Origin of the sequence: Acidovorax sp. LjRoot117 (assembly GCF_964252695.1) — a bacterium.
In the GTDB taxonomy this organism is placed as follows: domain Bacteria; phylum Pseudomonadota; class Gammaproteobacteria; order Burkholderiales; family Burkholderiaceae_C; genus Acidovorax.
Genome location: NZ_CAXUPO020000004.1, coordinates 320,342 through 338,329, shown reverse-complemented (window position 1 = coordinate 338,329; position 17,988 = coordinate 320,342). Strand labels below are relative to the sequence as shown.

At 63.9% G+C, this 17,988-nt stretch carries 20 protein-coding genes; 10 read left to right on the top strand and 10 right to left on the bottom strand.

Annotated features, from left to right (window positions below; genetic code table 11):
* Positions 1–37 precede the first annotated feature (37 nt).
* Positions 38–1,015 carry a 2-dehydropantoate 2-reductase gene (locus ACSQ3D_RS14770; protein ID WP_056163356.1) on the top strand — a complete coding sequence of 326 codons (978 nt, stop codon included), beginning with the start codon at positions 38–40 and terminating at the stop codon, positions 1,013–1,015.
* A gap of 44 nt (positions 1,016–1,059) precedes the next feature.
* Positions 1,060–1,668, top strand: a complete 609-nt coding sequence (locus tag ACSQ3D_RS14765; RefSeq protein WP_436127411.1) for a glutathione S-transferase family protein — start codon at positions 1,060–1,062, stop codon at positions 1,666–1,668.
* A gap of 154 nt (positions 1,669–1,822) precedes the next feature.
* Here the strand turns inward: ACSQ3D_RS14765 and ACSQ3D_RS14760 are convergent, their stop codons facing one another.
* On the bottom strand, positions 1,823–3,403 hold the full coding sequence (locus ACSQ3D_RS14760) for an ABC transporter substrate-binding protein (RefSeq protein WP_056410267.1): 1,581 nt from the start codon (positions 3,401–3,403) through the stop codon (positions 1,823–1,825).
* 102 nt (positions 3,404–3,505) lie between these two features.
* Positions 3,506–4,114 carry a LysE/ArgO family amino acid transporter gene (locus ACSQ3D_RS14755; protein WP_436127410.1) on the bottom strand — a complete coding sequence of 203 codons (609 nt, stop codon included), beginning with the start codon at positions 4,112–4,114 and terminating at the stop codon, positions 3,506–3,508.
* A 91-nt stretch (positions 4,115–4,205) separates the two neighbouring features.
* On the opposite strand from ACSQ3D_RS14755, the gene ACSQ3D_RS14750 reads away from it, so the two are divergent.
* The gene (locus tag ACSQ3D_RS14750) at positions 4,206–5,099 is read left to right on the top strand and encodes a LysR family transcriptional regulator ArgP (protein WP_436127409.1); all 894 of its coding nucleotides are present in this window, start codon (positions 4,206–4,208) and stop codon (positions 5,097–5,099) included.
* A 92-nt stretch (positions 5,100–5,191) separates the two neighbouring features.
* On the opposite strand, the gene ACSQ3D_RS14745 is transcribed toward ACSQ3D_RS14750, so the two are convergent.
* The gene (locus ACSQ3D_RS14745) at positions 5,192–5,995 is read right to left on the bottom strand and encodes a siderophore-interacting protein (protein WP_436127408.1); all 804 of its coding nucleotides are present in this window, start codon (positions 5,993–5,995) and stop codon (positions 5,192–5,194) included.
* Positions 5,996–6,064: 69 nt separating this feature from the next.
* Here ACSQ3D_RS14745 and ACSQ3D_RS14740 point away from each other — a divergent pair, with 69 nt between their 5' ends.
* Entirely contained in the window at positions 6,065–6,556 is a 492-nt protein-coding gene (locus tag ACSQ3D_RS14740) for a MarR family winged helix-turn-helix transcriptional regulator (RefSeq protein ID WP_056163341.1), read from the top strand.
* Between the two features lie 123 nt (positions 6,557–6,679).
* On the opposite strand, the gene ACSQ3D_RS14735 is transcribed toward ACSQ3D_RS14740, so the two are convergent.
* Both ACSQ3D_RS14735 and alr read right to left on the bottom strand, forming a co-directional pair.
* Complete coding sequence (locus ACSQ3D_RS14735; protein ID WP_436127407.1) at positions 6,680–7,561, bottom strand: hypothetical protein; 882 nt, start codon at positions 7,559–7,561, stop codon at positions 6,680–6,682.
* 293 nt (positions 7,562–7,854) lie between these two features.
* Positions 7,855–8,970 carry an alanine racemase gene (alr, locus tag ACSQ3D_RS14730; RefSeq protein ID WP_436127406.1) on the bottom strand — a complete coding sequence of 372 codons (1,116 nt, stop codon included), beginning with the start codon at positions 8,968–8,970 and terminating at the stop codon, positions 7,855–7,857.
* Positions 8,971–9,126: 156 nt separating this feature from the next.
* On the opposite strand from alr, the gene lplT reads away from it, so the two are divergent.
* From lplT to ACSQ3D_RS14700, 6 genes are all read left to right on the top strand, one after another.
* A complete protein-coding gene (gene lplT / locus ACSQ3D_RS14725; RefSeq protein ID WP_436127405.1) occupies positions 9,127–10,431 on the top strand; it encodes a lysophospholipid transporter LplT in 1,305 nt (434 codons plus the stop codon).
* Between the two features lie 183 nt (positions 10,432–10,614).
* A complete protein-coding gene (locus ACSQ3D_RS14720) occupies positions 10,615–11,511 on the top strand; it encodes a DMT family transporter (protein WP_056410280.1) in 897 nt (298 codons plus the stop codon).
* 47 nt (positions 11,512–11,558) lie between these two features.
* A complete protein-coding gene (locus ACSQ3D_RS14715; protein ID WP_056410282.1) occupies positions 11,559–12,047 on the top strand; it encodes a glutathione peroxidase in 489 nt (162 codons plus the stop codon).
* A gap of 255 nt (positions 12,048–12,302) precedes the next feature.
* On the top strand, positions 12,303–12,854 hold the full coding sequence (locus tag ACSQ3D_RS14710; RefSeq protein WP_436127404.1) for a hypothetical protein: 552 nt from the start codon (positions 12,303–12,305) through the stop codon (positions 12,852–12,854).
* Positions 12,839–13,339: a hypothetical protein gene (locus tag ACSQ3D_RS14705; RefSeq protein ID WP_056410286.1), complete on the top strand. Its 501-nt coding sequence runs from the start codon at positions 12,839–12,841 to the stop codon at positions 13,337–13,339. The genes ACSQ3D_RS14710 and ACSQ3D_RS14705 overlap by 16 nt, the downstream gene beginning before the upstream one ends.
* Before the next feature lie 241 nt (positions 13,340–13,580).
* The gene (locus ACSQ3D_RS14700) at positions 13,581–14,051 is read left to right on the top strand and encodes an OmpA family protein (protein WP_436127403.1); all 471 of its coding nucleotides are present in this window, start codon (positions 13,581–13,583) and stop codon (positions 14,049–14,051) included.
* A 182-nt stretch (positions 14,052–14,233) separates the two neighbouring features.
* On the opposite strand, the gene ACSQ3D_RS14695 is transcribed toward ACSQ3D_RS14700, so the two are convergent.
* The 5 genes from ACSQ3D_RS14695 to ACSQ3D_RS14675 form a co-directional block, all read right to left on the bottom strand.
* The gene (locus ACSQ3D_RS14695; RefSeq protein ID WP_436127402.1) at positions 14,234–14,782 is read right to left on the bottom strand and encodes a hypothetical protein; all 549 of its coding nucleotides are present in this window, start codon (positions 14,780–14,782) and stop codon (positions 14,234–14,236) included.
* A gap of 212 nt (positions 14,783–14,994) precedes the next feature.
* Positions 14,995–16,074, bottom strand: coding sequence for a hypothetical protein (locus ACSQ3D_RS14690; protein ID WP_436127401.1), 1,080 nt, complete (start codon positions 16,072–16,074; stop codon positions 14,995–14,997).
* A gap of 229 nt (positions 16,075–16,303) precedes the next feature.
* Positions 16,304–16,891 (bottom strand): imm11 family protein, encoded by a 588-nt coding sequence (locus ACSQ3D_RS14685; protein ID WP_436127400.1) that lies wholly within the window; start codon positions 16,889–16,891, stop codon positions 16,304–16,306.
* A gap of 63 nt (positions 16,892–16,954) precedes the next feature.
* Positions 16,955–17,227, bottom strand: a complete 273-nt coding sequence (locus ACSQ3D_RS14680; RefSeq protein WP_436127399.1) for an RHS domain-containing protein — start codon at positions 17,225–17,227, stop codon at positions 16,955–16,957.
* Positions 17,206–17,847 carry an RHS repeat-associated core domain-containing protein gene (locus ACSQ3D_RS14675; protein WP_436127398.1) on the bottom strand — a complete coding sequence of 214 codons (642 nt, stop codon included), beginning with the start codon at positions 17,845–17,847 and terminating at the stop codon, positions 17,206–17,208. Before ACSQ3D_RS14675 ends, ACSQ3D_RS14680 begins: the two co-directional genes overlap by 22 nt.
* Positions 17,848–17,988: the final 141 nt, after the last annotated feature.

Below are 17,988 nucleotides of genomic sequence, written 5' to 3'. Positions count from 1 at the left end.
TATCTATCTCTCCATTCCCTGACTGAAAGCCTTGACGATGAAAGCATGTATCTACGGCGCTGGCGCCATTGGCGGCTGGCTGGGCGTGGCCCTGGCGCAGGCGGGCTGCGACGTCAGCCTCGTGGCGCGCGGCGCCACGCTGCACGCCTTGACGGCCGACGGCCTGCGCCTGCGCCGCCCGGATGGCACGGTGGTGCACACCGCAGTGACTGCGCAGGACAACCCCGCGGCGCTGGGCGTGCAGGACCTGGTGGTCGTGGCCGTCAAGGCGCCAGGCCTGCCAGACGTGGCGCAGGCCATGGACCCGCTGATAGGACCTGACACCATCGTGCTCACGGCCATGAACGGCGTGCCGTGGTGGTTTCTGGACGGCTTTGGCGGCGCGGCGCAAGGGCAGGCACTGCAGTCCGTGGATGCCGGCGGCGTGATCGCCCGTGCCATCCCCAGCCGCAATGTGGTGGGCAGCGTGGTGCACACCAGCTGCTCGCTGGAGGCGCCAGGCTTTGTGCGCCAGCATTTCGGCAACCGCCTCATCGTGGGCGAGCCGGACGGCAGCCAGAGCGCGCGCCTGCAGACACTGGCCGCGTTGCTGCAGCGCGGCGGCATCGAGGTGGAAGTGTCGGACCGCATCCAGCGCGACATCTGGTTCAAGCTCTGGGGCAACCTCACCATGAACCCCATCAGCGCGCTCACCGGCGCCACCACCGACCGCATCCTGGACGACGACCTGGTGCGCGGCTTCATCTCGCACGTCATGCTCGAAGCCAAGGCCATCGGCGAAAAGCTCGGCCTGCCCATCGACCAGCAACCCGAGGACCGCCACGCCGTCACCCGCAAGCTGGGCGCTTTCAAGACCTCGATGCTGCAGGACGTGGAGGCCGGCAAGCCCATGGAGATCGACGCGCTGGTGGGCGCGGTGCGCGAACTGGGCCAGATCACCCACACGCCCACGCCGCACACCGATGCGCTGCTGGGCCTGGTACGGCTGATGGCACAGACCCGCGGCCTTTACTAGTCCCATTCCGTTTTCTTCCACCCGACCCGAATCTCACCCTCACCATGCTCAAGCTTTTCTACGCCCCCGGCACCTGCGCCCTCGCCGTCCACATCGCCCTGCACGAGGCCAACGCGGCCCACGAGGTGGCGCGGCTGGACTTTGCCAACAGCCAGCAACGCAGCGCCGAGTACCTGGCCATCAACCCCAAGGGCCGCGTGCCCGCGCTGGTCACCGACCGCGGCGTGTTGACCGAGACTCCGGCACTGCTGGTGTATGTGGCGCAGCAATTTCCCGAGGCGCGGCTCGCACCGCTGGACGACCCGTTCGCGCTGGCGCGCCTGCAGGAGTTCAACAGCTACCTCGCATCCACCGTGCACGTGGCGCATGCCCACGGCCGGCGCGCGGGCCGCTGGGCCGATGAGCCCGAAGCCATTGCGGCCATGCAGCGCAAGGTGCCGCAGACCATGACCGAGTGTTTCGAGGTGATCGAGCAGCACTACCTTCAGGGCCCGTGGGTGCTGGGCGAGCACTATTCGGTGGCCGATGCGTACCTCTTCACCATCGCCGGCTGGTTGAAGAGCGATGGTGTGGACATCGCGACATTCCCCAAGGTGGCCGCGCACTTCGAGCGCGTGGCGGCGCGGCCTGCGGTGCAGCGCGCGTTGGCGTGAGGGTTGTGGCACCGGGTTGAGGCGCTGCTGTGCAAGGCTTCGACAGGCTCAGCCCGCCACCGCGAATCCTGCCACTCGCCCTCGCCGCCAAAAAAGAAAGGCCCCGGCGCTTTCGCAGCGCCGGGGCCTTTGCGTAGTCACCGCTGCCAGCGGATCAATTCACCTTCAGATACCGCCAGTCGATGCGGTTGTCCGCGCGGTGCGGCACGTCCACCTTCTGCGTGGCCGCCCATGGGATCACCTGGTTGTACAGCGGGATGTGCGAGATCGCCTCATGGTCCTGCACCAGCACCTTCTCGATGAGCGTGTTGCGTGTGGGCGCGTCGGTTTCCTTCTTGATGCGCTCGATCAGCGCGTCCTGCTGCGGGTCGGAGTAACGACCCAGGTTGAAGTTGCCGTCACCGCCGGCGCCCGGCGAGCGGATCAGCGACTGCAGCGAGTAGAACGCGTCGAACGTCGGCACCCCCCAGCCCAGCAGGTAGATGCTGGCCTCGTTGCGCTGGATCATCGGGAAGTACGTGGCAAACGGCAGCGAGCGCAGCTTGGCCTTGACGCCGATCTTGGCCCAGTGCGAGGTGATGGCCTGGCACAGCTGCTCGTCGTTGATGTAGCGGCCGGCGCTGCAGGCAAAGTCCACCTCGAAGCCGTTGGGGTAGCCCGCATCGGCCAGCAGCTTCTGCGCGGCCTTGGCGTCGTAGGGCCAGCGCACGTCGGCCTTGGGCGTCCAGCCGTTCACCTGCCGGGCGATCAGCGTGCCCGTGGGCTGCGCCAGGCCGCGCAGCACCACGCGCTGGATGGCGTTGATATCGATGGCCTGGTAGAGCGCCTTGCGCACCCGCACGTCCTTGAGCGGGTTCTTGCCCTTCACGTCGGAGCCCGGGAGCTCTTCGCGGTACTGGTCCAGGCCCAGGAAGATGGTGCGGTACTCGGCGCCTTCCAGCACCTTGAGCGTGGGGGTCTGGCGGATGCGCGCCAGGTCCTGCAGGCTGGGGTCGATCACGAAGTCAATCTCGCCCGACAGCAGCGCGGCGGTGCGCGTGGCATCGGCCTTGATGGGGGTGTAGACCACCTCCGTCACGTTGGTGGGGAACTGCGACTTGCCCCACCAGTGCGGGTTGGGCTCGAGCACCACGCGCTGGTCAGGCGCCCAGGATTTGAGCTGGAAGGGGCCGGTGCCCAGCGCATTGCGGTGGGCAAAGTTTTCGTCCTTGGTCTTGATGTCCTTGGGTTCGACCGACTTGTTCTTCTCGGCCCAGGCCTTGCTCAGGATGCGCAGCTCGGTGAGCTGGTTCACGAGCACGGGGTTGGGCAGGTCGGAGAAGATGTCGATGGTGTGCGCGTCCACCTTCTCGATGCGGTCGATGCCCAGCGCATACACGGCGTAGTTGGAGCTCTTGGCCTTGGCGCGCTCCAGCGAGAACTTGGCGTCGTCGGCCGTGAAGTCGCTGCCGTCGCTGAACTTCACGCCCTTGCGAAGGGAGATGCGCAGCTGCGTGGGGCTCACGCGCTTCCATTCGGTGGCCAGGGCGGGTTCGGTCTTGAAGGTCTTGCTGTTGTACTCGACCAGGGTGTCGTACACGGCGGCGTGCAGGGTGTTGTTCACGCCCACGTTCTGGGCGTGGATGTCCCAGGACGAAACGTCCACCGCACGGGACCAGCGGAAGGTCTTGGCCTGGCCGGCCAGGGGCAACGCAGTGGCAATGGCCGCGGCCAGGAGAAGGGTCTTGAAACGCATGGGGGAAATCACTCCAGATCAGTCGATGCCCGCACTATGGATCAAAGCTCAGGTTTCGCTAACGAACTTATCCTTCTTAGCTTAGGCGTGCCTATGGCAGCATCAACCCCACGCCATCACGCCGGCCAGTACGAGCATGGTGGCCGCGGTGGCGCCGTCCAGCAGCCGCCACGCGCCGGGCGAGGCGAACAGCGGCGCCAGCCAGCGCGAGCCGAACCCGAGGCCGAGGAACCACAGCGCGCTGGCCAGCGACCCGCCCGCCGCAAAGGTGGCCCGGCCCCAGGTGGGATAGGGACTGGCCATGGTGCCCAGCAGCACGACGGTGTCCAGGTAGACATGCGGGTTGAGCCAGGTCAGCGCGCCCAGCGTGAGCAGCGTGGTGCGCAGGCTCGCGCCCGCGCCGTGGGCCGACACCAGCAGGTGGCTGGGCTTGAACACCCGCGACGCGGCCTGCAGCGCGTAGGCCACGAGGAAGATGGCGCCGGCCCAGCGCATCAGCTGCGCCCATTCCGGCCGGGCGGCCAGCACGCCGCCCATGCCCCAGATGCCGGCCTGCAACAGCACCGCGTCGGACACGGCGCAGAACAGCACCACGGGCAGCACGTGCTCGCGCCGCAGCCCCTGGCGCAGCACGAACGCGTTCTGTGCGCCAATGGCCATGATCAAAAGGGCTGTGGACGTGAATCCATGGACGAAGGCGGTGCTGCTCATGCGCCGGATTGTGGCGATGGCAGCGTGTTCACGGTAGCTATACTTTCTAACGATCCGTCAGAATGGCTAACCACCCACCGTACCGCCCGCCATGGCCCTTGATTCCGCCCAGCTCAGCGCCTTTGCCGCCGTGATCGACGAGGGCAGCTTCGAGCGCGCCGCTGCGGTGCTGCATGTCACCCGGTCGGCGGTGTCCCAGCGCGTGAAGCTGCTGGAAGAGCGCGTGGGCCAGGTGCTGGTGCGCCGGGCCACGCCCTGCACGCCCACCGACGCAGGGCAGGCGCTGTACCGGCATGCCCGCGAGGTCGCATTGAGCGAGGCCGACGCGCTCGACGCCATCGGTGGCGGGCAGCACGCGTCCATCCGCCTGGCGATCGGCGTGAATGCCGATTCACTCGGCACGTGGTTTCCCGCGGCCATGGCACACGCCCATGCGGCGGAAGGCCCGGGCCTGACCTTCGACATCCATGTGGAGGACCAGGACCATTCGGCCAACCTGCTGCGCGAAGGCCGCGTGATGGCCGCCGTGACGGCCGACCCGCAGCCGGTGCAGGGCTGCCAGGTGCTGCCGCTGGGCACCCTGCGCTACCGGGCGCTGGCGAGCCCCGCGTTCATGCTGCGCCACTTTGCGCAGGGCGTGAACGCCGCGTCGCTGGTGCAGGCGCCCATGCTGGTGTTCAACCGCAAGGACGCGCTGCAGGGGCGCTTCGTGCGGCGCATCACCCGGCGCGCGTTCACGCCGCCGGTGCACTGGCTGCCGGACGCGCACGCCTTTGTCGCCGCCACGCGCGCCGGGCTGGGCTGGGGCATGACGCCCGACCCGATGGTGGAGCGCGACCTGAAGACGGGCGCGCTGGTGGAGCTTGTCCCCGGCAGGCCGGTGGATGTGTCGCTGTACTGGCAGTACTGGCGCCTGAACGTGCGGGCGCTGCACCGCATGACGGAGGCGGTGCAGCAGGCGGCTGCGCAGACGCTGCTCAGCTGATTCATTGATCGCCTCTGCCTAGCCACCATCCAGGCATCCAGGCAGCGGCAGCACCCTGCGCTGCGCTGTGCAGTGCAGGCGCACCGCGCCCCTCACACGCTGGCCAGGTCCTCGTGGTGATCCGCCACGCCGCGCTTCCAGTACGCCGCGATGCGCATGCGCTTGGCGTCCACCCCGGGCTTGGCGAGTACCGCCTTGCGCACTGCGGCCATGTCGCTGTGCTCGCCGGCGGCCCAGATGTAGCCTGCGCCGGGCGGTATCGCGAGCGCATCGACTGCTGCGGGCAAGGAGTCCACCCACGCCAGGTCCAGCCGCGCGGCGCTGGCCAGGGTGCGCCGGTCCGCCGGGTTGCGCACGTGGATGCGGACCGTGGCGGTGGTGGTGGCAGGCAGCTCGGCCAGGCGGCGCGCAATGGCCGGCAGGGACGACGCGTCACCGATGAGCCAGTGCCAGTCGAAACCCGTGGGAATGACCAGGCTGCCACGCGGCCCGGCAATGCCCACCCACTGCCCCACGAAGGCGCTGGCCGCCCAGTCGGTGGCCGGGCCGGCGTCGTGCAGGGCCACTTCGATGTCGAGCTCGCCTGTGGCGGCATCAAAGCGTGCAGGGGTGTAGTCGCGCAGCACGGGGCGCGGGTCGGGGAAGACCGGGCGGCCGTCCTGCAGCGACGGCAGCGAGGGGCGCTCTTGCCCCGGCTGCGGCAGGATGAGCTTGAGGTGGTCGTCGAAACCCGCGCTCACGAAACCGGCCAGTTCAGGCCCGGCCAGGGTCAGCCGCACGAAGCCGGGGCTGAGGTCGGTGCGCCGCACCACCTGGAGGTGGCGGGCTTGCAGGGTGTGGCGGACGCGCTCGACGGCGAGGTGCGCGGGTGTGGTGATGGGCAGAGGTGTGTTCATGATCTAGAATGTTGACAAAGTCCACCAAATGATCTTCTCATTGGTTGATTTTGTCAACTACACAACACGATGAATTCCCGAACCGCCGCTCCAAAGGGGCCTTCCGACGTCTTTGACGCCATGCACGACCTGCTGCATGTGTACAAGGCGCACATGGTGCGCACCATGGCGTCGGTGCACCCGGAGCTCACGCTCAACGAAGTGCGGGCGCTGATGTTCGTGGGCCGCCACCCGGGCGCCACGCAAAAGGAGCTGGTGTCCCACAGCGGTGCCGACAAGGCGCAGGTGGCGCGCATGGTGGGCATGCTGCAGGACAAAGGCTGGCTGGAGAGCGCGCCCAATGCCGAGGACAAGCGCAGCCGCTGTCTGAGCCTGAGCGCCCAGGGCTTGGCGCTGCACCAGGCGCTGCGCGAGGCCCGCCGCGGCGTGGCGGCCACGCTGCTGCAGGGGTGCGACAGCGCCACGCAGGCCCAGTTGCTGGCCTTGCTGGCGCAGGTGCGCAGCAGTGTCGATGCGCTGGGTGCTTCGGGGTGCGAGGAAGGCCGGCACGGCCGCCGGTAGGGCGCCAGGGTGCGGCCCTCGCCCCACCGCCGCCCACCTCGGCGATTCAAGAAAAAATGTGCTCTACCGCTGGATGAATAACACTTTTCAGCTATACAAAATATAGCGAATTGATTCCCGGGCTCAACGCCCCTGAATCGCCCGCACCGCCTGTGGCAGGGACTGCACGCCGGGCAGGAAGTGGTCGATGGTCGCGCCCAGCGCCACGGCGCAGATAAGTGCGCCGAGCAGCGGCTTCCAGGTCAGCCGCACGGCGGCGCCCAGCCAGCCCTCGCGCTCCACACCCACGGCGGCGCGCGCCGTGGCCACCGAAAACGCGATCTCCACCGCCACGGTCAGCAGCACGTCCCAGCCGAAGAACAGCATGGCCAGCGAGCCCGCGCCCAGGATGAGCGCCGCGCCGATGAGAAAGATGGCCACCACCGGCACGACCACCACGGCCCCTTCGTCGGCACTGCCCAGCGCATCGGCCGCGCCGCTGGCTAGGTCGTCCAGGGCACTGCCGTCGCTGCCGTCGCTGCTGCCGTAGTCCCCCGACGCACCGCCGCCGCCGAAGTTGCCGCCCCCTGTGCGCGGCATCGGAACATGGCCACCACCGGACGGCGAGCCGCCGCCGGGCCAGGACAGGTCGGGCAGGTCCACGTTGGCATCGACGCTGTCCTCTTCCTCCTCGCGCCTGCGCACCAGCCGCGCTGCCCAGGCGCGCAGCACCAGCAGATACCCCAGGTAGCCGACCGACAGCGTCACCGCATACCGCAGCGCCAGCGACTCCACCCCTGCCAGCATTTGCACGTGCGAGGTGCACCACATGAGCAGCAGCGTGAAGCTGCCGATCAGCAGCCCGTGCAGCCGCAGGCTGTAGCGCTGCTGCAGGGTGCGCGCGACGCTGCCGTGCTGCGGCATGCGCACGGAGCGCCAGCTGGAGCCCTTTTTCGGCTGGTTGGGGTTGCCGTGATGGCTGCTGTTTTTGCTGCCATTGCTGCGGTCGCTGCGGGGAGTGGCCATACAAGGAAACGCGTCGTGAAGGTGGAGGCAGGGCCTGCCGCAGTCCCGGTGCAGGACCGCCGCAGGCGCTGGACTGGTGCTGCGGTGTTTTCTTCTTTGCTTTTGCTTTTGCTTTTGCTTTTGCTTTTGCTTTTGCTTTTGCTTTTGCTGCGCAGCGGCGCCCATTTCACACCACTTTCATGCCGTGCCGGCGCTCCGCCCTGCCCGGCCAGCGGCAGGGCCCGTGAACTTGTCGACGAATCCGCGTGCCACAGCCCGCGGGCGGTGCTGGAAAGGCAAGGCAGGACCGGGCGTCAGCGTTCGCCGTCCACCGCCACCGGCACACGCTGGGCCAGCGCGCACATCAGCTCGTAGCCCACCGTCCCGGCAGCGCGCGCCACCTCGTCGATCGGCAGGATTGCGCCGTTGCTGGCCTGGCCCCACAGCGTGACCTCGGTGCCGAAGCCCACCGGCATGCCGCGCTCGACCAGCGGCGTGAGGTCCACCGTGACCATGTCCATGCTCACGCGGCCCACGAGCTGCGTGCGCACGCCGCCCACCAGCACGGGCGTGCCGGTGTCGCAGTGGCGCGGGTAGCCGTCGGCATAGCCGCAGGCCGCCACGCCGATGGTGAGCGGCCCTTCGGCCGTGAAGCGCGATCCGTAACCCACGGTGTCGCCCTTTTGCAGCTGCTGCACAGCCAGCAGGCGGGTGGACAGCGTCATGGTGGGCGCGAGCTGCCAGTGCGCGGCATCGTTCTCGGGGAAGTCCGGCGCGCTGCCGTACAGCACGATGCCGGCCCGCGCCCAGTCCGAGCGCAGGCGCGCGTCGCCCTGGTGGCGCAGCGTGGCCGCGCTGTTGGCCAGGCTGCGCTCGCCGGGCAGGTCCTGCGTGGTCTGGTTGAACACGTCGATCTGGTGACCGATGCCGCGGGGGCCGTCGGCATCGCTGAAGTGGGTCATGACCGAGATCTCGTCCACCTGCGTCAAGGCGTCGAGCCGCGCCCAGGCCGCGCGGTAGCGCTGGGGCGTGAAGCCCAGGCGGTTCATGCCGGAGTTCATCTTGAGGAACACGCGGTGCGGCACCTGCGTCTTGTGCGCGGCCAGCATGTCGATCTGCTCGTCGCAATGCACGGCGTGCCACAGCGACAGGCGCGAACACAGCTCCAGGTCGCGCGGCTCGAACACGCCTTCGAGCAGGAGGATGGGCCCGCGCCAGCCCAGCTGGCGCAACCGCTCGGCCTCGCCCAGGTCCAGCAGCGCAAAGCCGTCGGCGCTGCGCAGGCCCTCGAACACCCGCTCGATACCGTGCCCATAGGCATTGGCCTTGACCACCGCCCAGACCTTGGCGTCGGGGACCGACTGGCGCACGCGCTCCAGGTTCTGGTGCAGGGCGGCGGTGTGGATGGTGGCTGTGATGGGACGTGGCATGGAAAAGGACCTGATGGAGCGAGGGATTTACCGGGGAATACGCGAAGGATTCTGGCATCGTGGCCGTTTATCCGCGTGATATAACCGTCTGTCACTTGCCAGGGTTCCCCACTTTTAACAGGGCATCAGCCGAACTGATGCACCAACAGCCATTCGATGAAGCGCGGTTTCTACACCATCATGTCGGCGCAGTTTTTCAGCTCGCTGGCCGACAACGCACTTTTCGTCGCCGCCGTGGAACTCCTGCGCTCAGAGGGCGCCCCGGAATGGCAGCGCGCTGCGCTGGTCCCCATGTTCGCGCTGTTCTATGTGGTGCTGGCGCCCTTCGTGGGCGCTTTCGCCGACGCCCTGCCCAAGGGCAAGGTGATGTTCGTCAGCAATGCCATCAAGGTGGTGGGCTGCCTGATGATGCTGTTCGGCTCGCACCCGCTCATCGCCTACGCGGTGGTGGGCCTCGGTGCCGCGGCCTACTCCCCGGCCAAGTACGGCATCCTGACCGAGCTGCTGCCCGCGTCGCAGCTGGTCAAGGCCAACGGCTGGATCGAGGGGCTCACCATCGCATCGATCATCCTGGGCGTGCTGTTCGGCGGCCAGCTCGTGGGCCACCACCTGTCTTCCATGCTGCTGGGTCTCGACATTCCGTTCATCGACACGGGTGTGGACACGCCTGCCGAATCGGCCATCGCCGCGCTGATCGCGGTGTATGCGCTGGCCGCCTGGTTCAACACCCGCATCCCGCACACCGGCGTGGAGATGCGCCCCATGCGTGCCGACCCGTCGCGCGGCGTGCTGTCCAACGCGCTCAGCCTGCTGCCGGACTTCTGGGCCTGCAACAGCCGCCTGTGGCGCGACAAGCTCGGCCAGATCTCGCTGTCCACCACCACGCTGTTCTGGGGCGCGGGCGGCAATCTCAAGTTCATCGTTCTGGCGTGGGCCGCCGTGGCACTGGGCTACAACACCACGCAGGCCTCGGCCCTCACGGGCGTGGTCGCCATCGGCACCGCCGTGGGCGCAGTGGTCGCGTCGATGCGCATGCGCCTGGATGTCGCCACCAAGGTGATCCCGCTGGGCATTGCGATGGGGCTGCTGCTGATCCTGATGGTGTTCATCAACAACATCTGGGTGGCGATACCGTTCCTGATCGTGCTGGGCGGGCTGGGCGGCTACCTCGTGGTGCCCATGAACGCGCTGCTGCAGCACCGGGGCCACAACCTGATGGGCGCGGGCCGCTCCATCGCCGTGCAGAACTTCAACGAGCAGGCCTGCATCCTGGCGCTGGGCGCTTTCTACAGCCTGTCGCTCAAGCTGGGCCTGTCGGTGTTTGGCGCCATCACCGCGTTCGGCCTGGTGGTGGCGGGCGTGATGTGGCTGATCCGGCGCTGGCACCAGGACAACTGCATTCACCACCGCGAAGAGGTGGAGCACCTGCTGCACATTGCGCGGCACGACGCGCATCACTGAGAAGCCCCCCTGAGCGGCCGCGCCGCTTCCCCCGGAGGGGGACGCACCCGGTGGACTGGCGGAGCCAGATCCACGGGTGCACCGGTTTTTAGGGCGCACCAGTTTTTGAGGGCGCATCATTTACTATCAATTTCATAGCTGCTTGCGCTTATCTGTGGCGCGGTAGCGGCCCATTCTTTTCTCATGCCATCGCGTCTGCCCTTTGCTGCCCTGCTGTTCAATGCCTTTGTCTGGGGGCTGGCGTGGTGGCCGTTTCAGCACATGCACCGGGCGGGGCTGCACCCGCTGTGGGCCACGGCGTTCATGTATGCGGTGGTGCTGATGGGGCTGCTGGCCTGGCGGCCGGGCATCCTGGCGCAGGTGCGGGCGCATCCTGCGTTGTGGCTGCTGGCGCTGAGCTCGGGCTTGAACAATGTGGCGTTCAACTGGGCCGTGACCATTGGCGACGTGGTGCGCGTGATCCTTCTGTTCTATCTGATGCCCGCCTGGGCCGTGCTGCTGGCCTGGAGGATCCTGGGCGAGCGCCCCACGGCCTCGGCGCTGCTGCGCCTGGCGCTGGCGTTTGCCGGCGTGGTGCTGGTGCTGCTGCCCGAGGGCGCGCCCGCCGCACGGCTGCTGCAGAACCTGTCGCTGGCCGACGGCCTGGCGCTGCTGGGCGGCTTCATGTTCGCGCTGACCAACGTGACGCTGCGCCGCCTGCATGCCGTACCAGGGCCTGCGCGCATGTTCTCGATGTTCGGCGGCTGCATGCTGATGGCGCTGGCCGTGGCCTGCGTGGGGCTGCAATTGGGTGTGGTCGAGCCGTTCCCGGCGGTGAACAGCACCTGGCTTGTCACCGCGCTGCTGCTGGCCGGTGTGCTCATGCTGGGCAACTGGGCCCTGCAGTTCGGCGCCGCGCGCCTGGCGGCCGGCACCACGGCGCTGGTGATGCTGTCGGAGGTGATGTTCGCCAGCGTGTCATCGGCCCTGCTGGGCGCCGCCACTCTCACGCCCCGCACGGTGGTGGGCGGCGCGCTGATCCTGCTGGCATCGCTGCTGGCGGCACTGCAGTTCCGCCGGCCCGGCGCGGCGCCGCACTGAAAGAACTACCATGGTGCGTCTTCCGTCCACCCTCAGGAGCCTGCGCCATGCCCGACCACAGCATCTACGACTTTGAAGCCCAGCAGATGAACGGCCAGACCGTGCCGCTCTCGCAGTACCAGGGGAAGGTGCTGCTGATCGTGAACACGGCCAGCGCCTGCGGCTTCACGCCCCAGTTCGGCGGGCTCGAAGAGCTGCACAAGCAGTACGCTGACCAGGGCCTGGTGGTGCTGGGCTTTCCGTGCAACCAGTTCGGCAGCCAGGACCCGGGCAGCAATGACGAGATCGCCAGCTTCTGCCAGCTGAACTACGGCGTGAGCTTTCCGATGATGGCCAAGATCGATGTGAACGGCGCCAACGCATCGCCCCTGTACCAGTGGCTCACCGCCGAGGCCCCTGGCCTGCTGGGCAGCAAGGCCATCAAGTGGAACTTCACCAAGTTCCTCGTCGGCAAGGACGGCCGGGTGATACGGCGCTACGCGCCGCAGGATGCACCCAAGAAGCTGGCAGGGGATATCGAGGCCGCGCTGGCCTGAACCGGTCCGTCGCCTTCGCTCCCAGTGTGTGGCGTGTCATCCAGGCCAAAGCACAATCTGCTGCCCATCGCTGACCAAACGCCCATTTCAGTTACCGGATGATGCGATGTGTTCGTTTGTGTGAAAGCTGAATCAAGGGGTTGCCAAACGGTCGGTTGACTTCAAAACATCCGGTAACTGCAGCGACACTCGGCGTCGTTTCAGAGTGACACAGATCGCTCACCGCATGTTCTGCTGTTTGGGAAACCCTCTTTCATGTCTGCACCCGCTTGGTGGCGCGCGTGTCTCTGCACGGCGTCGTTCGCATGGGCCTGCGCCGCACAGGCCCACGACTTCGTAACCATTGCCCCGGCCGCCTGCACGCCCGTCGAGCAAGGCATGGGCCTGCCCGCCGACATGGCGGCCTACCGCGCAGCGGTCAAAGTCTGCCCCCTGGCGCAGCCGACCGCCCCGCACACCGCCCAGGCCCAGGTGCGCCTGCTCAGCGTCTTCACCGACGACTACTACAAGGCCCTGCCGGCCGACGCGCCATGGCAGAACTTTCCGCTGCCCATGCTCATCGACGCCACCGGACGCTGCCTGGGCCGCATCGGCCACCTCTTTCCGGCCGACCCGCCGCAGGAGCTCACCATCAGCGCCGGGCGGTGGCAACGCGGCATTCCGCACGAGTTGCGCCTGAAAGTGCGCTCCCCCGCGGTCGGTGGCGACGCCACCCTGCCCAGCCTCCACTGGAATGCCCGCAGCGGCGGCTATGCCGCCAAGAACACCCACCCCTCTCAGGACAAGACCTCGTGCCCACCGACGTAGCAGACACCGCCCCATCCGTCAGCAAGCTCAAGCAGGCGTGCGACGCGGCCTATGCGCTGTACCCCAACTCCTGCAGCCATGCCGTCTGGCATGTCATCAAGCAGTACCTGCCCAACCAGGCCTGGCTGAGCGCCAATGCGCTCGTCGAGCACATGCGCGGACAGGCCCACTGGAAGATCGTGCCAGCGGGCCAGGTCGGACGACTCGCACGCGAAGGCGCACTCATCGTCGGCGGAAAGTCAGAGACGTCCAACGGGCACGTGATCGTCGTGTACCCCGGTCCCGACACGACCGCGGGCGGCTACAGCTACACCCGCGACGGCAAGTCCGAAACCCTGCGCACGCGCGGCAGTTACGCACCGGCGATGTCCACCTCGCTGGGCTCGTGGCCGGGCGCCAAGAGCCGGGGCGACAAGACCATCTGGGACCCTTGGGCCAACGACGCCAAGTTTGCGCAGGTGACCTTCTGGCAACTGGTGCAATGAGCCGGGCCGGGGCCCAGGCCCTGCGGCGGCTCGGCGCCAACCGTGCGCCCCGCGCGCCGGGCTGGCGGCCCTGCTGACAGAGCCTGAGGCGCAGGGTGACCACCTTCCTTGTCCCATGACCGATCAGCAGGCAGAGCGGGTCACCTGCGGGCTTTCATGGCACCACGCCGGGCCGCAGTGCATACCGCCCGTGGCCGGGGTTTTCTCTTTTGTTCTCTTTCTTTGATAGATAGGTATGTCCATGCTTCACACACGCTTTGTTCCCTGGGGTCTGCTCACCGCAGCAGCGCTGCTCCTGGCCGGTTGCGCAGACACACCGGCGCCCGCGCCGGAGCCCGAAGTCACTGCCGCAACGCCCGTGGCGGAGCCACCACCACCGCCGCCCGAAGCAGCGCCCGCACCCGCCCCGGAAGAGCCGCGCCTGCCCGCCGACGGCATCGTCGCGGAGTTCAAGCCGACGCAGGTGAAACTGTCGCCCGAAACCCAGGCCATCCTGACCCGGCTGGCGTCCACGCGGGAGCCCAATGAACGCCTGGAGATCACTGGCTACTGCCACCGCAAGGACGCCCCCGTGGACGCCCGCGAGATCGCCTTGATGCGCGCAATGGCCGTGCGCAACGAACTTGTCAAGCAAGGCGTGCCCGCCAAGTCGATCCGCGTGAAGTTCAACACGACACAGGCGCTGCACGCTGTGAAGATCACTGCGAAGTAAGAGGCAGGCGCGCTGCGGGCCACAGCGCTGCAGCACGAAGGTCCTCGTGGTCAATCGCGCAAGGAGCCCAGGGGATCGGCCGCAGCGTGCGTTCATCAGCGCGCAGCGCCGTGATTTGATTTGCTGGGGAAGGATGCTGCCCCGTGCTGGGGGCCTCCAGCAACCGTAGTTGGCTTGGCCCCCTAGCTGAAAACGACACCCAACACGACTGCCACCAGGATCAAGACGCCTGCGGCGATCCATCCGGACTTCTGGTCCAACCCACCCACTGCGCGCAGCGCTGCATCACGCTCCGGCCCAGCCAGCCCCTGCGCATCGATGCGGCGGATGCAATGGGCCATCCAGCGCAGGTAGGTGTTCTTGTGGGTGAACGACACAAGGATCGCAATCCCCAACGCCCTGGCCGCACCGCTCTCGCCCGGAAACGCGAGATTCAAGACCAGCAACGCCAACAACAGCATGGCCGCCAGCGGGTACATGCGCCTGGACACAGCCCAGCTCACGCCCAGAAAGGGAATGCCCGTCCAGCACGGGCTGAAATGGGCAAACACACCCTTCTTTTCAGTGCTGGTGACCCGGTCCCACAGCGCCCGATATTTGTCAGCATTTGGGCCGATGGCGGTTTCCATGTCCTGCCAAGAGATTCCAGTCCAATCCGTCTTCGCATTGAGTGTGGCTTTGAACTGTTCTGCGAAGGATTCAGAAAAATTCAGATGGGATTTGCTGGTCAAAATTACTCCTGGGGGGGCTTATGAAATTCACGATCGAAGCACTGGCAAAAATTTCGACACGGTCCATTGATCGTGGCTATTTTCGAAATGACTTTGATTCGGAAATTATATCAGCTATATGCTTGTGATCTTCGAATACTAAATTCACAACCCATCAGCACTGATTGCATCGGGCTGCCTCACCCATGAGAACGTTGCCACCCCATTCAGATTTATGACATGCAGGACTCAATGTCAGCCGAAAGAATGGGCACAGATTCTGCCAAGGCGACGTCAATCCGATTCAAATTGAAGAATGGCATCGGCAAGTAATCTGGCACGGAATTATCGTAGGGATTAATGGCTTTTGCAACGCAGAGGTCAACCTTGACGACCCCTCCCACGCCATTCAATTTTAATTTCGGCCAAGTGCCTTGAGACTCAGTATCCCACCCCTTCAATGCAGTTCCAGGCACGATGGATATCTCTTTGATTTTTTCTTGAAAAACATAGGATCCACTTTGGCACACAGGTAATCCTGCAGTAAAAGACATGCTGACCTCATCACTGTCAAGTGAGTTGATCATATAAACCCACGGAGTTATCCCCCAACAAAGGATCATCAATCCAGCATGGAAGAGGTCATTTGCAATCTCGGTAGTTGTGAAACTGTGCAAAATATCGTGTTTGCCTCGCCCTAGTCTTTCGACGATAAAATTATTAAACAGCGCTTCATCCATGCCAACGAAGCCCAGTTGATCATAGCTTTCGTAAATGAATTGACTTGCCTCCAGACTTGGAGTCGCGACACTTTTTCTTTTGCAGAAGGTTAGATGAATAAAGATTATTTCGGAGTAAGCGACCCCTCTCTTCTCATACTCCTCGCTTGTGCAATTCATACCAATCAATGGCACATATCGAGACGCAGAGACATGCAAGTCAAAGCTCCCACCACGCTTAACTGTCAATGGCAAATCGACATCTGCAGTCAGATTGGAAAACGCAATATCCGCCTGCAAATCAACCTCATAATTTCGATAGTAGGCCGGACTACCCTCAATATATTTTCTACTACTTTCCAACAACGAATCAACGCATTCAATGATCAATACGCATCTATAGTCAAAATCAAAACGATTCAGAAAGCCAAATATATCAACAAATTCCATTCGCCCGCCACGCAAAATATCCAATCGCGCTTCAGACAAGTGTTTAGATGATTGATAGAAATAGCTAATAATTTCCATTTTTATATCGGCTTTTTGGAATGCATCACCGCACCGGAATATTTTATAGTACAGCCCAACGTCCATGTCTAGATACTTTCAAAACATCGCCAGGTCCTACTGGAGTGATGCGGTATCGCTCCCCAATTGATACCGGGTTGGCCAGCTGTGCTGAATCTCTTCCCAGCCCGTGCTGCCCATAGCGTGCCAAGCTGCCACTGTAATAGCTCAGCTTGTTTGGCACCGACGTTGCCATCCCCGTCTTAATCAACCGTGTGTCTCTAACGAAAGAGAAACGTTCTGCATAACGTGAGACTTATATATTCAAGAATATCGACCTATTTTTCATGGTCATATCCAAGGTCGAATACAAAACAAAACCCTTAATTTTATTTATTTTAATTTTATCCACAAGCGTTTTGCTTACAACCAACTCCCTGGGCATTTCAGCGCAAATGGCGATATCCAAACCGCCGATTTCATCATAGAGAACCTGATAGTCGAAATCATACTGCGGATTATTCAAATCAAAATTAGAAATAGAATATTCACTGACAGCCATATTTGTGCAACCAACTTTGTTTAGCGCATTAATTGCGTAAAACCCACCCACAGGTTGACTTCCACACCTGATATCGACCTCAAAAAATTCAACCTCGCCTCTCTCCTCTTGCTCCTTAAAAACCTCTTTAAAATCTTGAGATACCAAAGAAGGTCCGGAGCATTCCACATAATGCACTTTTTTTAGTCTATTTAACTTTTTAACATCTTCAATTTCATATGACAAAAACACCCCCTCTCCCATTAAAGATCGCCCTTCTTTGAAGAGAAGATGGTCACTGGAATATTGGTAATGAAAATCAATTAGATCATATGTATTGACTTTACTACAGAGGATGTACAAAATTTTAATCTCCGAGCAACTTTTACGATTAATTATCATTTGACCACCAGCCTCCACAGCTAACTACCCAGTCATCTGATAGCGCCTGAATTTTAGTATGCACCGCCTCTGAATAATATTTTTAACTCTCGAGACCACATTATTCCGCGTACTGCATCGCAGATTCTGCTCTTGTCGGTTCTCCCCCGGGATATCCCCTTGCGTTTGCCCCTGCACCTTCGCCCCGTGCAGGCGGCGCGCTTCCCAGCGCTCTTCTACCGTGCGTCCCCAAGTCTTGTACTGGGCCTGCCAGACCAGTTGGCCTTGAGCGTTGCTCAGCTCTTCGGGCAGGCCCACCTAGTCGGTATGGAAGTAGTACACCTCGCACAGCGAGGCTTGTGCTGTGGGCCCGTGGGTGCCGGTGCCACCGGAGCTTTGCCGTTGCGCCTGGGTTTCCAGCCCAACAGCCCAATGGGGTCCGGCGTCGTAAACGCCCCCAAGTCCGCATCGTGGTACCGGAACGTGTTGTAGTGCAGCCCCGTCTCTCTGTCCAGGTACTGCCCCTGCATACGCAGGTTCTGCTGCAGTGATGCCGTCTGGCTTGCCAGTTGATGATGGGGTCTGCCTGCCGTGTCAAAGCTCTGCCACTGTTCGCTGACCGTGCTGCCCCACGTGGTGTACTGCGCCCGCCACACCAGGTTGCCGCTGTTGTCGCTCAGTTCCTCCGGCAACCCATTGGGCTGGGTGTGGAAGTAATACACCTGGGCGACGTCTTCGCCACCAGCGCCTTGTCGCACATTCGGTGTGTTTGACCCGCCGGGCTCGTCGTTGGCAGCAGCAGCGACGTTGAACCGGTCCGCCCAGTGCGGGTTGGTGATGGGCACGCTGGCTTGTTTGCCTTGTTCCGCATCTCCCCCCAGGGCGTGCGCAGCCGCCGGGTGCGGTTCTACGCTGCCGCTTCCGTCGATGCGCGCCAAGGGCACGTAGCTGCTTGGCTCATAGATCAGCCTTTGCTGGCAGCCGTAGCGGTAGTGCTGTTAAGTGCGTCTGCCTATGCGATTTATATAGCCAATATTAATCAATAAAATCTAAAGCAAGGACATAAAAGATATTTTTAC